At 66.1% G+C, this 15758-nt stretch carries 15 protein-coding genes and 1 pseudogene; 8 read left to right on the top strand and 8 right to left on the bottom strand.

What is annotated here, in order from left to right:
- Window positions 1-8: 8 nt before the first annotated feature.
- Genes ACFOW8_RS23130 through ACFOW8_RS23120 form a run of 3 tightly spaced genes read left to right on the top strand, consistent with a single transcriptional unit; the run spans window position 9 to window position 3737 of the window.
- On the top strand, window positions 9-1748 hold the full coding sequence (locus tag ACFOW8_RS23130; RefSeq protein ID WP_378553536.1) for a class I adenylate-forming enzyme family protein: 1740 nt from the start codon (window positions 9-11) through the stop codon (window positions 1746-1748).
- A 1-nt stretch (window position 1749) separates the two neighbouring features.
- Entirely contained in the window at window positions 1750-2262 is a 513-nt protein-coding gene (locus ACFOW8_RS23125; RefSeq protein ID WP_378553534.1) for a PaaI family thioesterase, read from the top strand.
- Window positions 2259-3737 (top strand): carotenoid oxygenase family protein, encoded by a 1479-nt coding sequence (locus ACFOW8_RS23120; protein ID WP_378553533.1) that lies wholly within the window; start codon window positions 2259-2261, stop codon window positions 3735-3737. The genes ACFOW8_RS23125 and ACFOW8_RS23120 overlap by 4 nt, the downstream gene beginning before the upstream one ends.
- Before the next feature lie 95 nt (window positions 3738-3832).
- Here ACFOW8_RS23120 and ACFOW8_RS23115 read toward each other — a convergent pair whose 3' ends face one another.
- On the bottom strand, window positions 3833-5080 hold the full coding sequence (locus ACFOW8_RS23115) for an acetyl-CoA acetyltransferase (protein WP_378553532.1): 1248 nt from the start codon (window positions 5078-5080) through the stop codon (window positions 3833-3835).
- A gap of 255 nt (window positions 5081-5335) precedes the next feature.
- On the opposite strand from ACFOW8_RS23115, the gene ACFOW8_RS23110 reads away from it, so the two are divergent.
- The gene (locus ACFOW8_RS23110) at window positions 5336-6295 is read left to right on the top strand and encodes a winged helix-turn-helix transcriptional regulator (protein WP_378553531.1); all 960 of its coding nucleotides are present in this window, start codon (window positions 5336-5338) and stop codon (window positions 6293-6295) included.
- Window positions 6296-7116: 821 nt separating this feature from the next.
- Here ACFOW8_RS23110 and ACFOW8_RS23105 read toward each other — a convergent pair.
- The gene (locus ACFOW8_RS23105) at window positions 7117-7905 is read right to left on the bottom strand and encodes an IclR family transcriptional regulator (RefSeq protein ID WP_378553530.1); all 789 of its coding nucleotides are present in this window, start codon (window positions 7903-7905) and stop codon (window positions 7117-7119) included.
- A 173-nt stretch (window positions 7906-8078) separates the two neighbouring features.
- Here ACFOW8_RS23105 and ACFOW8_RS23100 point away from each other — a divergent pair, with 173 nt between their 5' ends.
- From ACFOW8_RS23100 to ACFOW8_RS23090, 3 genes are all read left to right on the top strand, one after another.
- Window positions 8079-8840 (top strand): CoA transferase subunit A, encoded by a 762-nt coding sequence (locus ACFOW8_RS23100; RefSeq protein WP_378553529.1) that lies wholly within the window; start codon window positions 8079-8081, stop codon window positions 8838-8840.
- Complete coding sequence (locus ACFOW8_RS23095; protein WP_378553528.1) at window positions 8837-9481, top strand: CoA transferase subunit B; 645 nt, start codon at window positions 8837-8839, stop codon at window positions 9479-9481. Before ACFOW8_RS23100 ends, ACFOW8_RS23095 begins: the two co-directional genes overlap by 4 nt.
- A gap of 81 nt (window positions 9482-9562) precedes the next feature.
- Window positions 9563-9916: a carboxymuconolactone decarboxylase family protein gene (locus ACFOW8_RS23090; protein WP_378553527.1), complete on the top strand. Its 354-nt coding sequence runs from the start codon at window positions 9563-9565 to the stop codon at window positions 9914-9916.
- A gap of 103 nt (window positions 9917-10019) precedes the next feature.
- Here the strand turns inward: ACFOW8_RS23090 and ACFOW8_RS23085 are convergent, their stop codons facing one another.
- Both ACFOW8_RS23085 and ACFOW8_RS23080 read right to left on the bottom strand, forming a co-directional pair.
- Window positions 10020-11432 (bottom strand): sensor histidine kinase, encoded by a 1413-nt coding sequence (locus ACFOW8_RS23085; RefSeq protein WP_378553526.1) that lies wholly within the window; start codon window positions 11430-11432, stop codon window positions 10020-10022.
- On the bottom strand, window positions 11432-12157 hold the full coding sequence (locus tag ACFOW8_RS23080) for a response regulator transcription factor (RefSeq protein ID WP_378553525.1): 726 nt from the start codon (window positions 12155-12157) through the stop codon (window positions 11432-11434). Before ACFOW8_RS23080 ends, ACFOW8_RS23085 begins: the two co-directional genes overlap by 1 nt.
- A gap of 173 nt (window positions 12158-12330) precedes the next feature.
- On the opposite strand from ACFOW8_RS23080, the gene ACFOW8_RS23075 reads away from it, so the two are divergent.
- On the top strand, window positions 12331-12729 hold the full coding sequence (locus ACFOW8_RS23075; protein WP_378553524.1) for a hypothetical protein: 399 nt from the start codon (window positions 12331-12333) through the stop codon (window positions 12727-12729).
- A gap of 147 nt (window positions 12730-12876) precedes the next feature.
- Here the strand turns inward: ACFOW8_RS23075 and ACFOW8_RS23070 are convergent, their stop codons facing one another.
- The 4 genes and pseudogenes from ACFOW8_RS23070 to ACFOW8_RS23055 all read right to left on the bottom strand — a co-directional run bounded on the left by ACFOW8_RS23070 (window position 12877) and on the right by ACFOW8_RS23055 (window position 15696).
- Window positions 12877-13575, bottom strand: coding sequence for a hypothetical protein (locus ACFOW8_RS23070; RefSeq protein WP_378553523.1), 699 nt, complete (start codon window positions 13573-13575; stop codon window positions 12877-12879).
- A 167-nt stretch (window positions 13576-13742) separates the two neighbouring features.
- Complete coding sequence (locus ACFOW8_RS23065; protein ID WP_378553522.1) at window positions 13743-14096, bottom strand: aromatic-ring hydroxylase C-terminal domain-containing protein; 354 nt, start codon at window positions 14094-14096, stop codon at window positions 13743-13745.
- A 190-nt stretch (window positions 14097-14286) separates the two neighbouring features.
- A pseudogene (locus ACFOW8_RS23060) lies at window positions 14287-15345 on the bottom strand (FAD-dependent monooxygenase); the annotation flags it as partial.
- 33 nt (window positions 15346-15378) lie between these two features.
- Window positions 15379-15696 carry a hypothetical protein gene (locus ACFOW8_RS23055; RefSeq protein WP_378553521.1) on the bottom strand — a complete coding sequence of 106 codons (318 nt, stop codon included), beginning with the start codon at window positions 15694-15696 and terminating at the stop codon, window positions 15379-15381.
- Window positions 15697-15758: the final 62 nt, after the last annotated feature.

Genomic DNA, 15758 nt, shown 5'->3' with positions numbered 1-15758 from the left:
GAGACACCATGAACGCCATCCCGGACGGCACCGCCGCCGACCGCTTACGCCCCTGCCATCCCGATCACCGTGTCGCGGACTACCTGGAACGCCGGTGGTGGTCACCGCTGACCGTGCTCGATCTCCTCGACGGCCACGTCCGCACCCGCGGCGAGGCTCGCGCGGTGACCGATCCGACGAACCTGCCCGAGCTGTGCGGGCTCGAGCCCGAGGAGCTGACCTGGCGGGAACTCGATGCCCGCGTCGACGACCTCGCCGCCCAACTGCACGAATCGGGTGTCGGTCCCGGCGACGTCGTCGCGGTGCTGATGCCCAACTCCGTCGCCTTGACCGCGACCTACTTCGCGCTGTGGCGCCTTGGCGCGATCGCGGCCCCCATGCCCGCCTCGTATCGACGGCACGAACTGACCCGGATCGTCGAATCCGCCTCGGCCGTCGCGGTGGTCACGGTCACCGTCCTCGGCGACCGGGCGCCGTCCGAGGAAGCGCTCAGCCTGATCGGCGAACTACCCTCGCTGCGCGCCGTGTTCACCTTCGGTGCGGCCGCGTCGAACGCAAGCAGGCCCCTGGACGCGGCGCCCGCCACCGAGGAATCGCGCGAGGCCGTGCGCCGCGCCTACGGGGCACTGCCCCGATCGGTGAACGACTGCGTCACCATCTGCTGGACCAGCGGCACCGAGGCCGCGCCCAAGGGCGTGCCTCGCTGCCACGGTGACTGGATCGCGGTGGGGCAGGCGGTGCAGGACGGTCTGGAGACGGACCCTGCCTCGGTCATGCTCAACCCGTTCCCGATGGTGAACATGGCCGGGTTCGCGACCTCGCTGCTGCCGTGGTTGCTCGGTGGTGGCCACCTGGTGCTGCACCACCCGCTCGACATGGCCGTGTATCTCGATCAGCTCCAGCGCTACCGGGTCACCCACACGAGCATGCCGCCCGCGATCCTCACCATGCTGCTGCAGCGCGAGGACCTGCGCGCCGCGCACGACCTGTCGGCGCTGCGCCGGGTGGGGTCGGGCGGCGCTCCGCTGCCGCCGGGTGTCGTGCGCGATTGGCAGTACTCGCTCGGCGTCGAGGTGCTCAACTTCTTCGGGTCGAACGAGGGCGTGTGCCTGCTCGGTGCCCCGTCCGACACGCCGGACCCGATGATTCGCGCCGAGTACCTGCCGAATTATGGTGCGCCGGAGCGTACTTGGGTCACCGAGGTCGCCGAGCGTACCTCGGTGCGGCTGGTGGATCTCGCGACCGGTGAGCAGGTCACCGAGGTCGGCGGGCGCGGCGAACTCCGCCTGCAGGGCCCGACGATCTTCGCCGGCTACCTCGCGGGAACCGCCGCGTCGAGCCCGTTCGACGACGACGGATACCTCTGCAGCGGTGACATCTTCGAGCTGTGCGGCGACAACGGCGAGTACCTCCGGTTCGTCGATCGCAGCAAGGAGATCATCATCCGCGGCGGGATGAACATCGCTCCGGCCGAGATCGAAGGGATCCTGATCGAGCATCCCGCGGTCGCCGACGTGGCGGTCGTCGGGTACCCCGACGACGTGCTCGGCGAGAAGTGCTGCGCGGTCGTGGTTCCCGCGACCGCGGCCGGGGTCGAACTCGAGGACCTGGTGAGCTTCCTGCGGGCGAAGGAGGTGGCGTCGTTCAAGCTGCCGGAGCGGATCGTCACGGTCGACGAGCTGCCCCGGAACCCGATCGGGAAGCTGCAACGGCGCGACATCCGCAACTCGATCGAGAATGTCGGCTGACATGGGATCCTCGGTCGAGGACCGGGCACCGGTGGGCAGCCCACGCGAGACGCCGACCGGGTCGGCCCGGCCCCTCGTCGACGAGCTGAACGCGATGCTGGACGGGCGGTTTCCCGGCCTGGTCGGCATGCGCGTGCGCGCGGCCACGGCCGCGGCGGTCACCGGCGAACTGCCCGTTCGCGAGGCGCTGCTGGCGCCGAACGGATATCTGCACGCGGCCACCGTCGTCGCCTTGGCCGACACGGTGTGCGGTGTCGGCGCGCGGCTGGCGCTTCCCGCCGGAGCGTCCGGCTTCACGACTCTCGAACTCAAGACCAACTACCTCGGCACCGCACGGTCGGGGACGGTCACCGTCGACGCGACGCTCGTCCACGGCGGGCGCCGCACTCAGGTGTGGGACGCCACCGTCCGCGACGACTCCGGACAGGCGATCGCGCTCTTCCGCTGCACCCAACTGGTGCTCTACCCCACCGCGCCACAGCGCCACGACAACACCGAAACGGAGCAGGCATGACATCCACCCAACCCCGCGCGAACGGCGACCCCATCGCCGTCGCTCGCCCGGTCGACACCACCGACAATCCGTACACCCTCGGCGTGTTCGCGCCCGTCCACGACGAACTCACCCTCGACGATCTCACCGTCATCGGGGAGATCCCCGCCGACCTCAACGGCGTGTATCTCCGCAACGGCCCGAACCGGCAGTTCGAGGCGCCGGGCCGTTATCACATGTTCGACGGCGACGGCATGATTCACGCGGCGCACTTCGAGAACGGGAAGGTGAGGTACCGCAATCGGTATGTCCGGACCAAAGCCTTCCACGAGGAGTCCGAGGCGGGCCGCGCCCTGTGGACCGGTCTCATGGAGAACCCCCGGGACAATCCGTGGGGCAACGGACACGGTCTCGGGATCAAGGATTCCGCCAACACCGACGTCATCTATCACCGTGGCCAGGTCCTGGCGACCTGGTACCTCTGCGGAACGCCCTACGCCGTCGACCCGTTGTCGCTGGAAACCCTGGGCGCGCAGGACTTCCTGGGCACCCTCGCGGGTGACATGATGGCGCACCCGAAGGTCGACGAGGCCACCGGCGAGCTGATCTGGTTCGACTACGGCCCCGATCAGGACTTCCTGCGCTACGGCATCATCGGCGCCGATGGCCGCCAGACGCACCTGACCCAGATCGACCTGCCGGGTCCGCGACTGCCGCACGATATCGGGATCACCGACAACTACTCGATCCTCATGGACCTGCCGCTGGTGCAGGACCACGACGCGCGCCGGGCGGGCAAGTACCGGATCTTCTACGACCAGGAGCTGCCCGCTCGATTCGCCGTCATTCCCCGGCACGGACAGGGCAGCGAGGTGCGCTGGTTCGAGGTGAAGCCCTGCTACATCTACCACGTCGTCAACGCGTGGGAAGTGGGCGAGGAGATCATCATGGATGTGTGCCGGGTGAAGAACCCGCAGCACCAGACGACCTTCGCGTCGCCGCTGTCGAACATGCTCGCGTACATGCGACTCGACGCGCAGCTCTACCGATACCGCTTCAACCTGCGCACCGGCGCCACCATCGAGGCCGAGCTCGACAACGCCAATATCGAGTTCCCCAGTGTGGATTCGCGGGTGATGGGCCGCTCGCATCGGTACTCCTACAGCATGAGCCTCGGCAACGAACCGACCCTGTTGTTCGACGGACTCGTGCGCTTCGATTCGCAGACGGGCGCCAAGGAAGAGCACAAATTCGGTTCCGGGCGTTGGGGTTCGGAAGCGCCGTTCGCGCCGCGCGACGGATCGACGGGCGAGACCGACGGCTATCTGGTCTGTTTCGTCAACGACGAGGCCGAGGACCGGGGCGAGATCAATATCTTCGACGCCGAGGACGTCGCGGCGGGACCGATCGCGCGGGTGCTGTTGCCACGCCGGGTCCCCTCCGGCTTCCATGCCACCTGGGTGCGCGCCGATCAGCTGGCCGAGGCCCGCGGGTAGTGGTCGAAGCCCTCGGTCCGCGTCGGCGGGCCGAGGGCGATCCGAGGGTCTCCTGGGCGAAACAGCTTCCGCCCAGGAGACTTTCGTCGTTTCGGCTAGGCGGAGGTCCGGGCGCCCCTGGTGACGACCGTGGAGACCGCGGTCGTGAAGGATCCGCCGATGTTGACGGTGAGGGCGTGCCGGGCGTTGTCGACCTGGTGATCCCCCGCCCGGCCGGTGACCTGACGAGCCGCATCCAGCACCATGCGGACGCCGGTGGCACCCACCGGGTGACCGTGCGACATCAGCCCACCGCTGGGGTTCACCGGCAGCCGCCCCCCGAGTTCGATCGAGCCGTCCATCACCGCCTCGCCGCCCTTGCCGGGATCGGCCAGCCCGATGTGCTCGAGAGTGACCAGCCCGTTGATGGTGAAGCAGTCGTGGATCTCGGCGACATCCAGATCCGCGACCCCCGAGATCCCCGCGCGCCGGTAGGCGTCCTCGACGGCTCCTCGCAGGTGCGGGAAGAGATAGTCCTGGTCGGCGCTCTGAGCGAGCTTGTCCGCGAGCAGCAGAGTCGCGGTGCGGTGGCCGAATCCGGCGATTGTCGCCTCTTGGCCCAGGTCCGCTCCGGTCCGCTGTGCCCACGCCCGCGCGAACTTCGGCCCGGCCAGCACGACCGCGGCGGCGCCGTCGGTGATGCGGCCGCAGTCGGTCTTGCGGAGCATCCCCTCGACAAGGGGGTTCACCTCGTCGTTCTCGTCGAAGGATCCCGCGGGGAAGTCCCAGTTCCGGGTCTGCGCGAGCCCATTGCGGGAACCGTTGCCGAACGCGATCTCGGCGAAACGGCCGAGATGCGCGTGATCGAGACCGTAGCGCCGCTCGTACTCCACCGCGATCTCGGCGAAGAGCGCGGGCCACGGATACTTCGCCGCCAGGGCCTCCCGGCCCGCCCACGCCGCGGTCCCCAGGTATTCGGCGGCCGTCTGCGCGGAGACGTTGCGCATCAGTTCGACCCCGACGACCAGCGCGACGTCGTATCGGCCCGACTCGATGTCCGCGCACGCGGCGAGGACGGCGGTGCTACCCGAGGCGCACGCCGCTTCGTGCCGCGTGCTCGGCAGCCCGTCGAGCCCCGGCACCGCCGCGACGGCCATGCCGCCGAGCTGGGCCTGGCCGGCGAAGAGTTCGCCGGCCAGGTTGCTCACGTGGACGACGCCGACCTCGTGGTCGTCGACTCGCGCGTCGGCCAGGGCGGCGGGCACGGCCTCGGCGAACATGTCGACCAGTCCGAGCCCCTCCTTCGTCCAATTCCTGGCGAAGTCGGTCTGGGCGCCGCCGAGTACGTACACGGGATTCGTCATCTGTTCCTCCTTGTTGACCCCTCCTCAGGCTAATCACGTGAAGTGTTTACTACAAGATAAAGAGTCACTGTCGGGCGCAGGCGCGCGATGTGATGGCCACCGGAAGCAGCGTGTTCAGTCACCTTGTTCGGCGGCTTGGCGTTCGAGCGGAGTGCAAGCACCTGAAGTAACTACTGAATAAAGAGTCACTGGAACTGTGTCGCGGGCGGCATCGCCGTGGCGCCCGGCCCCGCCCGGTTTGCGATGATGGACGACATGCCCACAGTCCCGCCCCGAACCGTGGCGACACCGGCTCCTCCGGCATCGTCCGCGTTGGGGCACGCCCTTCTCATCGCGGGCGACCGATGGAATCTGCAGATCGTGCGGGCCGTCTTCGACGGCGCCGAGCGTTTCGCGCACCTGCGTGACGAGCTGGGGATCTCGGACGCCGTTCTGTCGCAGCGCCTGGGCCGGCTGATCGACGACGGAATCCTCGACACGCACCCGTACTCGACCGCACCGCCGCGCAACGACTACCGCCTCACCGAGCTCGGCGACGACCTGTGGCTCGTCTTCGTCGCCCTGTGGAATTGGGACCGCCACTGGGCCCCGTGGGCACCCGACAGGCCGGTCACTCAGCTGCATCACCGCGCCTGCGGGTACGTCATCGCCCCGGTGTTCGGGTGCGGCGGGTGTCAGGCGATCGGCGTGACCGCCCGCGACGTGCGGACCGAGGTGGACGCGCCGCTTCTGGTCGATGTCGCCGACCGCCGGTCCCGGCGCACGGCGAAGAGTGACGCGACGGGAATGGACTCCAGCAGCGTGCTCGCCGATCGGTGGTCGACGTTGCTGCTGGCCGCCGCGCTCGAGGGCAATCGCCGCTTCGGCGACTTCCAGGGCCGGCTCGGCCCGATCTCACCGGTCACCCTGACCGACCGCCTGGCGTATTTCGTCGACAACGGAATGCTGGTTCGCACACCGATCGTCGACGGCGCGCGGCGGCAGGAGTACCGCACCACACCCAAGAGCCTCGACTTCTTTCCCGTGTTCGCCGCACTGAACGCGTGGGCGGCGCGGCACCTGGCCGAAGACGGACGGTCCGGCCTGACCATCGTCCACAACACCGGTGGGCATCTACTCGAGCCCCGATACACCTGCAACGCCTGCAATGCCGCGTTACATCGCACCGACACCGAATTCCGGCGGCCCACCCAACGTGGAGAACAGCGCAATTGACCGTGGCCGGCCTCGCCCGCATCCGACCGAGAACTACCGACGTCTTGTCCCCGATCACGTACCACCACGCGCCGCCGTCGGCTGCCTACAGAGGCGGCGTTGGTCATGCCGCCGAGCCAGGCACCGATCACGATCGTGTCGTCCCCGCCGCACCATCGTCGTGGCGGTAATTACTTACGGAGGCGAGGCCAGTCTCTTGCTCCCACACGGCGCAGGCGCCATCCAGCTGTGCACCGAAAGCCCACGGATGCGGGAGCCACACTCAGAACCGATTGCAGCCACCGTGTCGCGAGACGACTTCGCGAAGCGCACGGACGCCGGGATGCATGCCAGCAGCCGGCACCAGCCGGCCCCTCCGCACGATGTGCACGGCCGCCCCTGTTCACACAGCATCTTGACCGTGGCCGAGAGAGAGCGGCGGCGACACACTGGACGACTGATCAGAATCGAAACTGTTGACTTACTGTGGAGTTCGGCCAAACCACGTCAATCTCCGGGAACAAGAAACCCCCTCTGACCGAGGTCAGAGGGGTTTCTTCTGTCGGGCTGACAGGATTTGAACCTGCGACCACCTGGCGCGCGTTCCAGTTGTCCAGAAGCTACCCGTCAGGACCCAATAGTGCTCAACACCAGGGCTTTTCACGAAACTGTTCTTCTCAACGATTCGCATGAATTCGCGTTGATTCCGGTCAAAAGTGTGGAGTTTCTCTGGGGCGCTTCCAAGCTCGCTCCCCCAACCTCAGCCACACATGACTCCTTCAGAGGAAGCTGATGTGCCTATCCCAGTGGTGTCGGTTCGGGACGCGGCGCAATCAGCAGATTCATCGAGTAGATGATCCGGACCTGCGACGGCTCAGCGCAACGGAGAGTGCGTGGGCGTGGCGGAGCAACAGCGTACCCAGCACGTCGTGACGCTCGGCGCGGAACCGACTCTCGACCCCGGTCAGGCTCAACGCCCACCGGGGTTCGTCGCGGCGGTCGAACACCGCCGCTGCCATCCCCCAGCTTCCCTCGACAAGCAGGCCCGGGTTCACGCACCAGCCGGTTTCTCGGATCGCGTCCATACGCGCAACGAGCTCGTCACGAGCATGACTCGCACCCCATTGCGCACTCAGGTCCGTGCGTCCGAGGTAGTCCTCGATGTCGCGGTCGGGTAGATGGGCGAGAATCGCCAGGCCTGCCGAGGCGACACCGAGCGGGAACCGAATGCCGACGTGCAGCACGTGCGAGCGCAGCGGAAAGCTGCCTTCCTCGCCCGCCAGGCACACTGTCTCGTCGCCGCGCCGGGCGGACAGGAACGCACTTTCCCCGGTCTCGCGGGCTAGCTCACGCAGCACAGGACGAGCCACGTCGGTGATGTCGTAACGCTCCGCCGCGAGCGAGCCCATGAGAAACAGTTCCGGTCCGAGAAACCACAGACCCGAGCCCACGTCGCGGTCGAGAAAACCTTCCTCGGCCAGCGAAGAGAGCAACCGATGCGCGGTAGGCCTCGCGAGGTCGGCCCGCCGTGCCAGATCACTGGTCGATACTCCCACATCACCGCTGGCCGCAATCGCACGCAGCAGCGACGCCGCGCGCCCGAGCACAGATGGATTCAGTTCTCCACTCACGCCCGCATCCTACGTCCACTCAATGGACGACATGCCCTCAACCTGTCCATTCGCCGAGCAATTTCACCTCCGATGGATATCCATCTTGTCAGTATGAGGTGCAGGAGTGTTCTGTGAGGACGACGGAACCAGACGTCCAAAGAATGGACGGTCAGACGAAAGGTGGGTCCCGGATGAACTCGAAAGTGGTGGATACGGCAGTCGCCGCCGTATCCGATATCGGCTCAGGGGCGACATTGGCAGTCGGCGGGTTCGGGTTGTGTGGTGTCCCGGACGCGCTGATCGCGGCGATCACCGAAGGCGGGGCTACCGACTTCGCAGTGTTCTCCAACAACTGCGGCGTCGACGACTACGGCCTGGGAATCTTGTTGTCGGCCGGACGGATCGCACGGGTGACCGCCTCGTATGTGGGTGAGAACAAGGAGTTCGGGCGCCAATACCTCGGCGGCGAGCTCGAGGTGGAACTGATCCCGCAGGGAACACTCGCCGAACGCCTTCGGGCCGGCGGAGCGGGCATACCCGCTTTCTACACCCCAGCCGGTGTCGGGACCCCGATCAGCGACGGCGGCCTACCGTGGCGTTACGCACCGGACGGGTCGGTGGCGCTGGCCTCACCACCGAAGGAAGTCCGGGAGTTCGGACACCGCCGCTACGTCCTCGAAGAATCTATCGTCGCCGATTTCGCCCTCGTTCACGCCGCGGTCGGCGACACCGAGGGAAACCTGGTTTTCGAAAAGTCGGCCATGAACTTCAACCCACTGGTCGCGATGGCCGGTCGGATCACCATCGCCCAGGTCGAGCGGCTCGTCCCGGCCGGTGAACTCGACCCAGCACACGTTCATCTGCCGGGGGTGTTCGTGCAGCGGATCGTGCACACCGGCACCCAGGCCAAACGCATCGAAAAGCGGACCGTTCGACAGGAGGCCACCCGATGAGCTGGACGCGCACAGAAATGGCCGCTCGCGCGGCACAGGAGCTCTCACCCGGGGAGTACGTCAACCTCGGCATCGGCCTGCCCACTCTGATCCCGAACCACCTACCCGACGGAGTAGCGGTGGTGCTGCACAGCGAGAACGGCATCCTCGGTACTGGCCCCTACCCGGCGGAGGACGACGTCGACGCCGATCTGATCAACGCGGGCAAGGAGACCGTGACGGTCGAACCCGGTGCCTCGTTCTTCGACTCGGCGCTCTCGTTCGGCATGATCAGGGGCGGGCACATCGACACCGCGGTGCTGGGTGGGATGCAGGTCTCCCGTCACGGTGATCTGGCGAACTGGATGGTGCCCGGCGCGATGGTCAAAGGCATGGGCGGCGCGATGGACCTCGTACACGGCGCCCGCCGGGTGATCGTGCTGATGGAGCACACCACCCGCGACGGCTCCCCCAAGATCGTCGAGACCTGCACCCTGCCCCTCACCGGCCAAGCCGTTGTGCAGCGGGTGATCACCGACCTCGCTGTCCTCGATATCGGCGAAGGCCAGGTGAGTCTGCGCGAGACCGCGCCCGGGGTGAGCGTCGAGCAAGTGCGCCGCGCCACCGGATCGCCACTGACCATCGGCACAGTCCTCGGCTGAGGACTCGCCCTATCCAACCAGGAGGTAGCAGTGCCGTTTCCCGATAGCTCCCAACGCGAATCCGCGCTGTCGGAGACAGGCATGTCGGTTCGCCGGGAGGTGATGGGCGATTCGTTCGTCGACCAGGCGCTGGCCCGTACCGAGGGAACCGAGTCGGCCGAACTGCAGCGGTTCGTCACCGAACACGTCTGGGGCGCGGTGTGGACTCGCCCCGGACTGGACCGCCGCAGCCGCAGTCTGCTCAATCTCGGGATGCTGACTGCGCTGCGAGCGCACGAGGAGCTCGCCGGCCATGTACGTGGCGCACTCGCCAACGGCCTCACGCGCGAAGAGATCGTCGAAGCGATCATCCACACCGCCGGGTATTGCGGTGCCCCCGCGGCACTTTCAGCCATGCGCATCGTGCAACAGACCTTCGACGCGGACGCCGAGTAGGTGAAGAATCGACCCGAGCCGAACAGAGGTGGGTGAGCCCCGCTGACTGCACGCACTCAGGTCCAGCGGGCGATGACGAAAACTGGGCTGTCCGCCACCGTACTCAACTGGTAGCGATCGCGTCGGGCCTGGTGCGCGTTGAACGACCACGCTGACCGACATCGCCGCATTCCGGGATACCTCGGGGGAATTCGATCCAGAAGCTGCTACCGCGACCCAGCTGGGCGTCGACTCCAAAAGTTCCGTTGTGCGCGTGCATGATCGCGGCGACGATCGCCAAACCCAGACCATTGCCGCCCCGACTGCGCGCGCGGCCGCTGTCGGCTCGATAGAACCTGTCGAACAGGTGCGGAAGGTGCTCGGGCGCGATACCCGGCCCGGTGTCATCGACCGAGATCCTTACCGAATTGTCGATTACGATGACGCGGATGGTGATCGTGGCATCACTGGGGGTGTGCCGCAGCGCGTTCGTAGCCAGCGACAGCACCGCTTGGATCACCCGATCCGAAACCGCTGCGGCGCAGAGGGATGACGGCATTTCGACACGAATGCAACGCTCGGGCTGGATGACATGCAGATCGTCGACGACGGCAGCGACCAGGGGCACGATGTCGACCAGCTCACGATCTGCAATGCCGTGCTCGTCCAGATCGTTCAGGTCCAGCAATGCTTCCACGATGCCCCCCATTCGACGGGCCTCGTCGTTGATTCGGCGCATCGCGTCTTGAACCCCGTCCGTATCGACAGGCCCGTCGGACGAGTACAGGGCCGAGTATCCGCGCAGGGTTGTCAGTGGTGTGCGGAGTTCGTGGGATGCGTCGGCGACGAATCGCCGCATCCGGTCCTCGGTGGCCTGAATGGTGTCGATCATGGTGTTCAACGCCTGACTCAACCGGGCAGCCTCGGTCCCCGGCCGGTACGCCTCGACACGACGATCGGTGGCTCCGGCGGCGATCGCATCGGCGGCCTCGGTCATCCGGGCGATGGGCGCCAAGCCGAGACGGTGCACCCACCAGACGACCGAACCGACAACCAGTCCGATGATGACACCGGCCGCCGCCAAGGCGAGGATCAACCGCGACGTCGCATCGCGTGCGTTCTGGGCCGAGATCCCGATGACCGCGGTGGCACCGAAGGATTCGATTGTCATCACCCGCATCTCCGACGCGACTCCCGCCGTAGTCGGGCGACCTGACGGCACGGGAAGTGACTGCACGCCTTGCAGATTCGGCTCCACGCTCGGGTCGTCAGTGGGCGCCTGAATGGTGGTGAGTGTGCCGTCGGCATTGCGAATCCCGAGGTAGATGTCGCCGAACGCGGCCGGGAATCTGCTGACCTGTCTCGACCGCTGGCTCAGCAATAGCGGCACCACCGGATTCTCTGCCAATTGCGACAGTCGGGTGTCGAGTTGCTGCACGAGGTAGTGGCGCTGGATCACGACAACCGCGCCACCGGCGGCCAGCATGGTCAGGGTCAATGCGATGAGCGCCAGGATCAGCCGCCTCGCCAGCGACATCAGACGTCCCGGATGCAGTAACCCACCCCGCGCACAGTGTGGATGAGCTTCGGGCCGCCGCGGTCGATCTTCTTACGCAGGCTGCTGATGAATGTTTCGATGACAGCGGACTCGCCGTCGAAGTTGTACTGCCACACATGATCCAGAATCCGTGCTCGGGTGACCACTCGGCCGACGTTGGTGATGAGACATCGCAGCAGGGTGAATTCGGTGACCGTCAGATGTATTTCCTCGTCACCCCGCCACACGCGGTGTGCTTCGTCGTCGAGCACCAGATCTGCCACCCGCCATTGCGCGGGTAGTTCGGTGATCGCGCCCCTCCTGCGCAGCGCGACCTGGACGCGGGCGACAACTTCTTCCAGGACGAACGGTTTGACGATGTAATCGTCACCGCCGCTGGTCAATCCGCGGACTCGTTCGGCGGTATCGGATCGCGCGGTCAGGAACAGCACCGGTGCGTCGCATCCGCGACCGCGCAGTTTGGTCAGGACCACGTAGCCGTCGTCGTCGGGCAGCATGATGTCGAGCACGATCGCGTCCGGACGATAGCTGTCCGCCAGCGCCAGCGCTTCCCGGCCGGTCGACGCGATCTCCACCGTGCACCCGGCCATGCGCAAACCGGTGCCGACCAGATAGGCGATGTTCTCTTCGTCGTCGACCACGAGGACCCGCGGTGGCGTCGACAATGACTCGCCTGCGGGCAGTGGCGTCGGTGTCGCGGGCATAGCGACAGGATGCCCGTCGACGGTGTGAGGTGGCTCGAGGTTTCCTGGCGATCTCCTGTGAACCGGTGCCCAGGAAACCGCAAGGAACTCCTCGAGAGCCCGCCAGCCGCGCCGTCGAGACTCAGGCAGTCGCCGCGGTCGCGGCGACTGAGTCGAGGAAAGGAATCGTCGGTATGCGTATCGTCCGCAATTCGTTCGTGGCCATCGCCATGATGGGGATGGCTCTGTCTGCCGGTCTGGGTGCCGGATCCGCATCGGCCGCGCCGGGCGAAGGGAAAGGCCACCATGCGCAGCTCACCGATGAGCAGAAGCAGTGCCTGGCCGGCCACGGTCTCAGCCGGGAGAACCGGCCGGAAGGCAAGCCCTCTCAGCAACAGATCGATGCGATCCAGGCGGCGCTGGCCGCGTGCGGGATCCCCATGCCCGAGCGGCCCCAGCTCACCGCCGAGCAGAAGCAGTGCCTCAGCGACGCCGGTTTCACTCGCGAGAACCGACCAGAAGGCAAGCCCTCGGACGAGCAGATCGCGTCGGCCAAGGCAGCCTTCGAGGCATGCGGCATCTCCCGGCCGTGACGTAGCTGCGACCGACCGAACTTGGCGACCATCGCGTGGTGGTCCCGCAGCGGTCGACAGGAACGACCAGTCGACCCGATGAAGCGTCCGACTGCGATTGAACAGCCCTGCGGCACGGCTAACCTAGCCATGCCGCAGGGCTGTTTCTCACTTCGTGGGGACCGGGGCTGGGGCGTTGATCGTCGTAAAGTACTGCACCGCAGCCATGATCGCGACCGGAGCAGTCACGAAGAGCTGCCCCAACACCGTGCCGAGCGCACCGATCGCCACAATCCCACCGATACAACCAACCGCAGCAGCCGGAATGAACGCACCGAACAAACCGATAATCGTGGCCGAAGCAACAGTCGCACCGGCGATACCACCGAGAACACAACCGATCGCCGCACCACCAAGACCACCGACCGTGGTCCCGACCGAGGCACCCAACGCGATAGTGCTCGTCAACCGAGACCACGCCGCTTGCTCACGCTCGTACTCGGACTTCCACGGCGCCTGGTTCTCATACGGCAACGCGACCGGCTTGTAAACAGCGTGCGCCACGTCGAACTGCGGAGTCAAAGTCGCGGTCCGGTCCTTGACCTCCGCGGCAATGGGAAAGACGAAATCATCGACCCTGAACGACAACTCGGTTCCACCGAGCACCGCCCCATTCGCTGCCTTGATCGCAAGAACCCCGTCATCAGCAGTGATTGAACCCGCGTCGGTACTGATCAGGGTGGACCGATCAGTCGCGCTCAGCGTGTAATTCACGGTCGACTGGTTACCCGGCACCGCCGAAGCAGTGCCCGCGCTCACGCAGATGGCGGTGGCGAGCAACGCCGACGCTGCCAAAACTTTCCTCATCATGACTACTTTCTCTGAAATGGTGTTGCACGGTCTTTCGGCCGCGCCTGAACGTCGCCCCAAGCCAGCGCGCGCATCGGACGAAGTATTTGGTTGGTGCGATGACAATCGGTCCAGGTCGACCGAGCTGCTTGCACTCCGAGTGGAACGTTTCGAGAGCCGTCGAGTCAGAAACCCCGAGCCCGGTCCAGTACCGACCCTGCGTTCGGGGTTGTGTCGCCGCGCCACGCGATATGAAGATCGGGGCGAACCAGAACGAATCGAGCACCGAAGTAGCCGTGCAGGTCAGGTCGGTGTAGCCGATATCGGGTGAACGGGAGCCGCCGCTGTTGCGCGGCGGCGTCCCATTCCGGTACGGCAGGCGCGGCGATCTCGAGCAGGGTGTACCCCGGTCCGAGGACGTCGTATAGCGACCGACTGCGATCCAGCCACAGATGCGGCAGCCGGGATCCTGGTGTTCCGGATGGTCGATAGTTGGACGTCGGGCCCTCGTCCACGATCGTGTTCGGTGAGTCGATCATCGGCGAGTCTTTGGTAAGTCGCTCCGAGTACGAAACCGAGGGTGTACATTTCGGCAGTTTTGGTTTGCCGGATCAACTCCGCAGTCTTCAGCCGGGCTTGTATGCCATCGTCGCTGTCACCGTCGAGCCCGGGCCGGACCAGCTCGCCGGTGAGTACCTGCATGTTGCGTTCGGCCTCGGCGATCGCACGCACTGCCATAGGTCGGCGTTCGATCTCATAGGAATCGAGCAGATGTGGACCTGCCCAGCCCTCGATGGCAGCGGTCAACTTCCAACCGAGGTCGACGGCATCTCCGATGCCGGTGTTCGCACCGAATCCACCCCAGGGCGGGTTCTGGTGTGCGGCGTCGCCGGCCAAGAAGCAGCGACTGCTTCGATACGTATCGGCGACGAGCATCCGAGCTTGCCAGGGGTCCAGGCTGCGGATGCTGATCGGGAATTCTTCGCCGATCATGGCGTGAACGGCGCGGCGGGCAGATTCCTCGGTGAGATCGGGTGGCGCATCGACGATGATGGCCCACCAGGTGTCTTCGGTGTCCAACGTCCCCATGAGTGCGTTGGTTTCGGAATTGACCACCCAGTACTGCACGGCGCGGCCTTGCGGGTGCCTTTGCGAGAGTTCCGGGGCGTCGAAGATGACTTGGACGTTTTGCACCTCGTGGCCGCGGCCGGAGAGCTGAGCACCGATCTCGTGGCGCACGCGGCTACGGCTGCCGTCCGCACCGACGAGGTACTTGGCGCGGATCTGCCGACGCTCCCCACCTGGGCCGACAGCGACGGCGTCGACTCCGGAATCATCCTGACGTAGCTCGTCGAGTGCGTATCCCCACCAGGTCGTCACCGACTGGCGGACGCCCAGGCTGTCTCGGAGTGCTTCTTCGAGCCGGTTCTGTGCACACCATTGAGCAGGTTCGGCAAGAGCGTCGCGCTGGATATCCGAGAGCGCGAAGACGCCGTCGAAGCGTTCGATGGTGTGTCCGGTGAGGCTGGTGCAGAAGACCGCGGAATCCGACCAGCCGAAGGGCAGGCGCGCGTTGGCACGAATGGCGTCCGCGACGCCGAGCCGACGATAGGTAGCCATCGACACGGGGTTGATCTGTTTACACCTCGGCGACGCGGCCCCCTCCACGATGCGGGGCTCGATGACAACGCAGGCGATACCACGCTGCCCCAGTTCATGGGCCAATGTCAGGCCGACCGGTCCGGCGCCGGCGATCACGACGTCAGTGGTGTACGTCTTCGGTCTCATCGAATTCATGACGGTCTCCAAATGCATTGTGGTTCAACGCTTTTCCACGGCAAGTTCGCCTGTCGTCCGTTGTGGTTGCTGCTGCGCGCGATGGCGAACGGGTACAAGGCTGATGGCGACGACGCCGAGGACAGCGGCGACGAACGCTCCTAGCGGCATGCCGAGCGCGGTCACACTGCCGAGCAGCCCGAGCGTGGACGAACTGACGTCCCAGTCGGAGTAGTCGAGCAGCGATGGACCGACCGCCCCGAGGACGAATAGGTCGTAGCCATCTATGAAAAGGATCAACACGCCGATGGGCAACGCCCAGCGGGGAGTTGAAGCCGCCAGGCGGTCGGTGGGCTGCGTCATCGCAGAGGTGTCCTTCCCAGAACAGAGCAGAGGATTCGGGTCCGGACAGCGTCAGCGCTTCG

Source organism: Nocardia rhizosphaerae (genome assembly GCF_042650365.1).
Taxonomy (GTDB): domain Bacteria; phylum Actinomycetota; class Actinomycetes; order Mycobacteriales; family Mycobacteriaceae; genus Nocardia; species Nocardia rhizosphaerae.
This window is presented reverse-complemented; position numbering and strand designations above follow the sequence as displayed.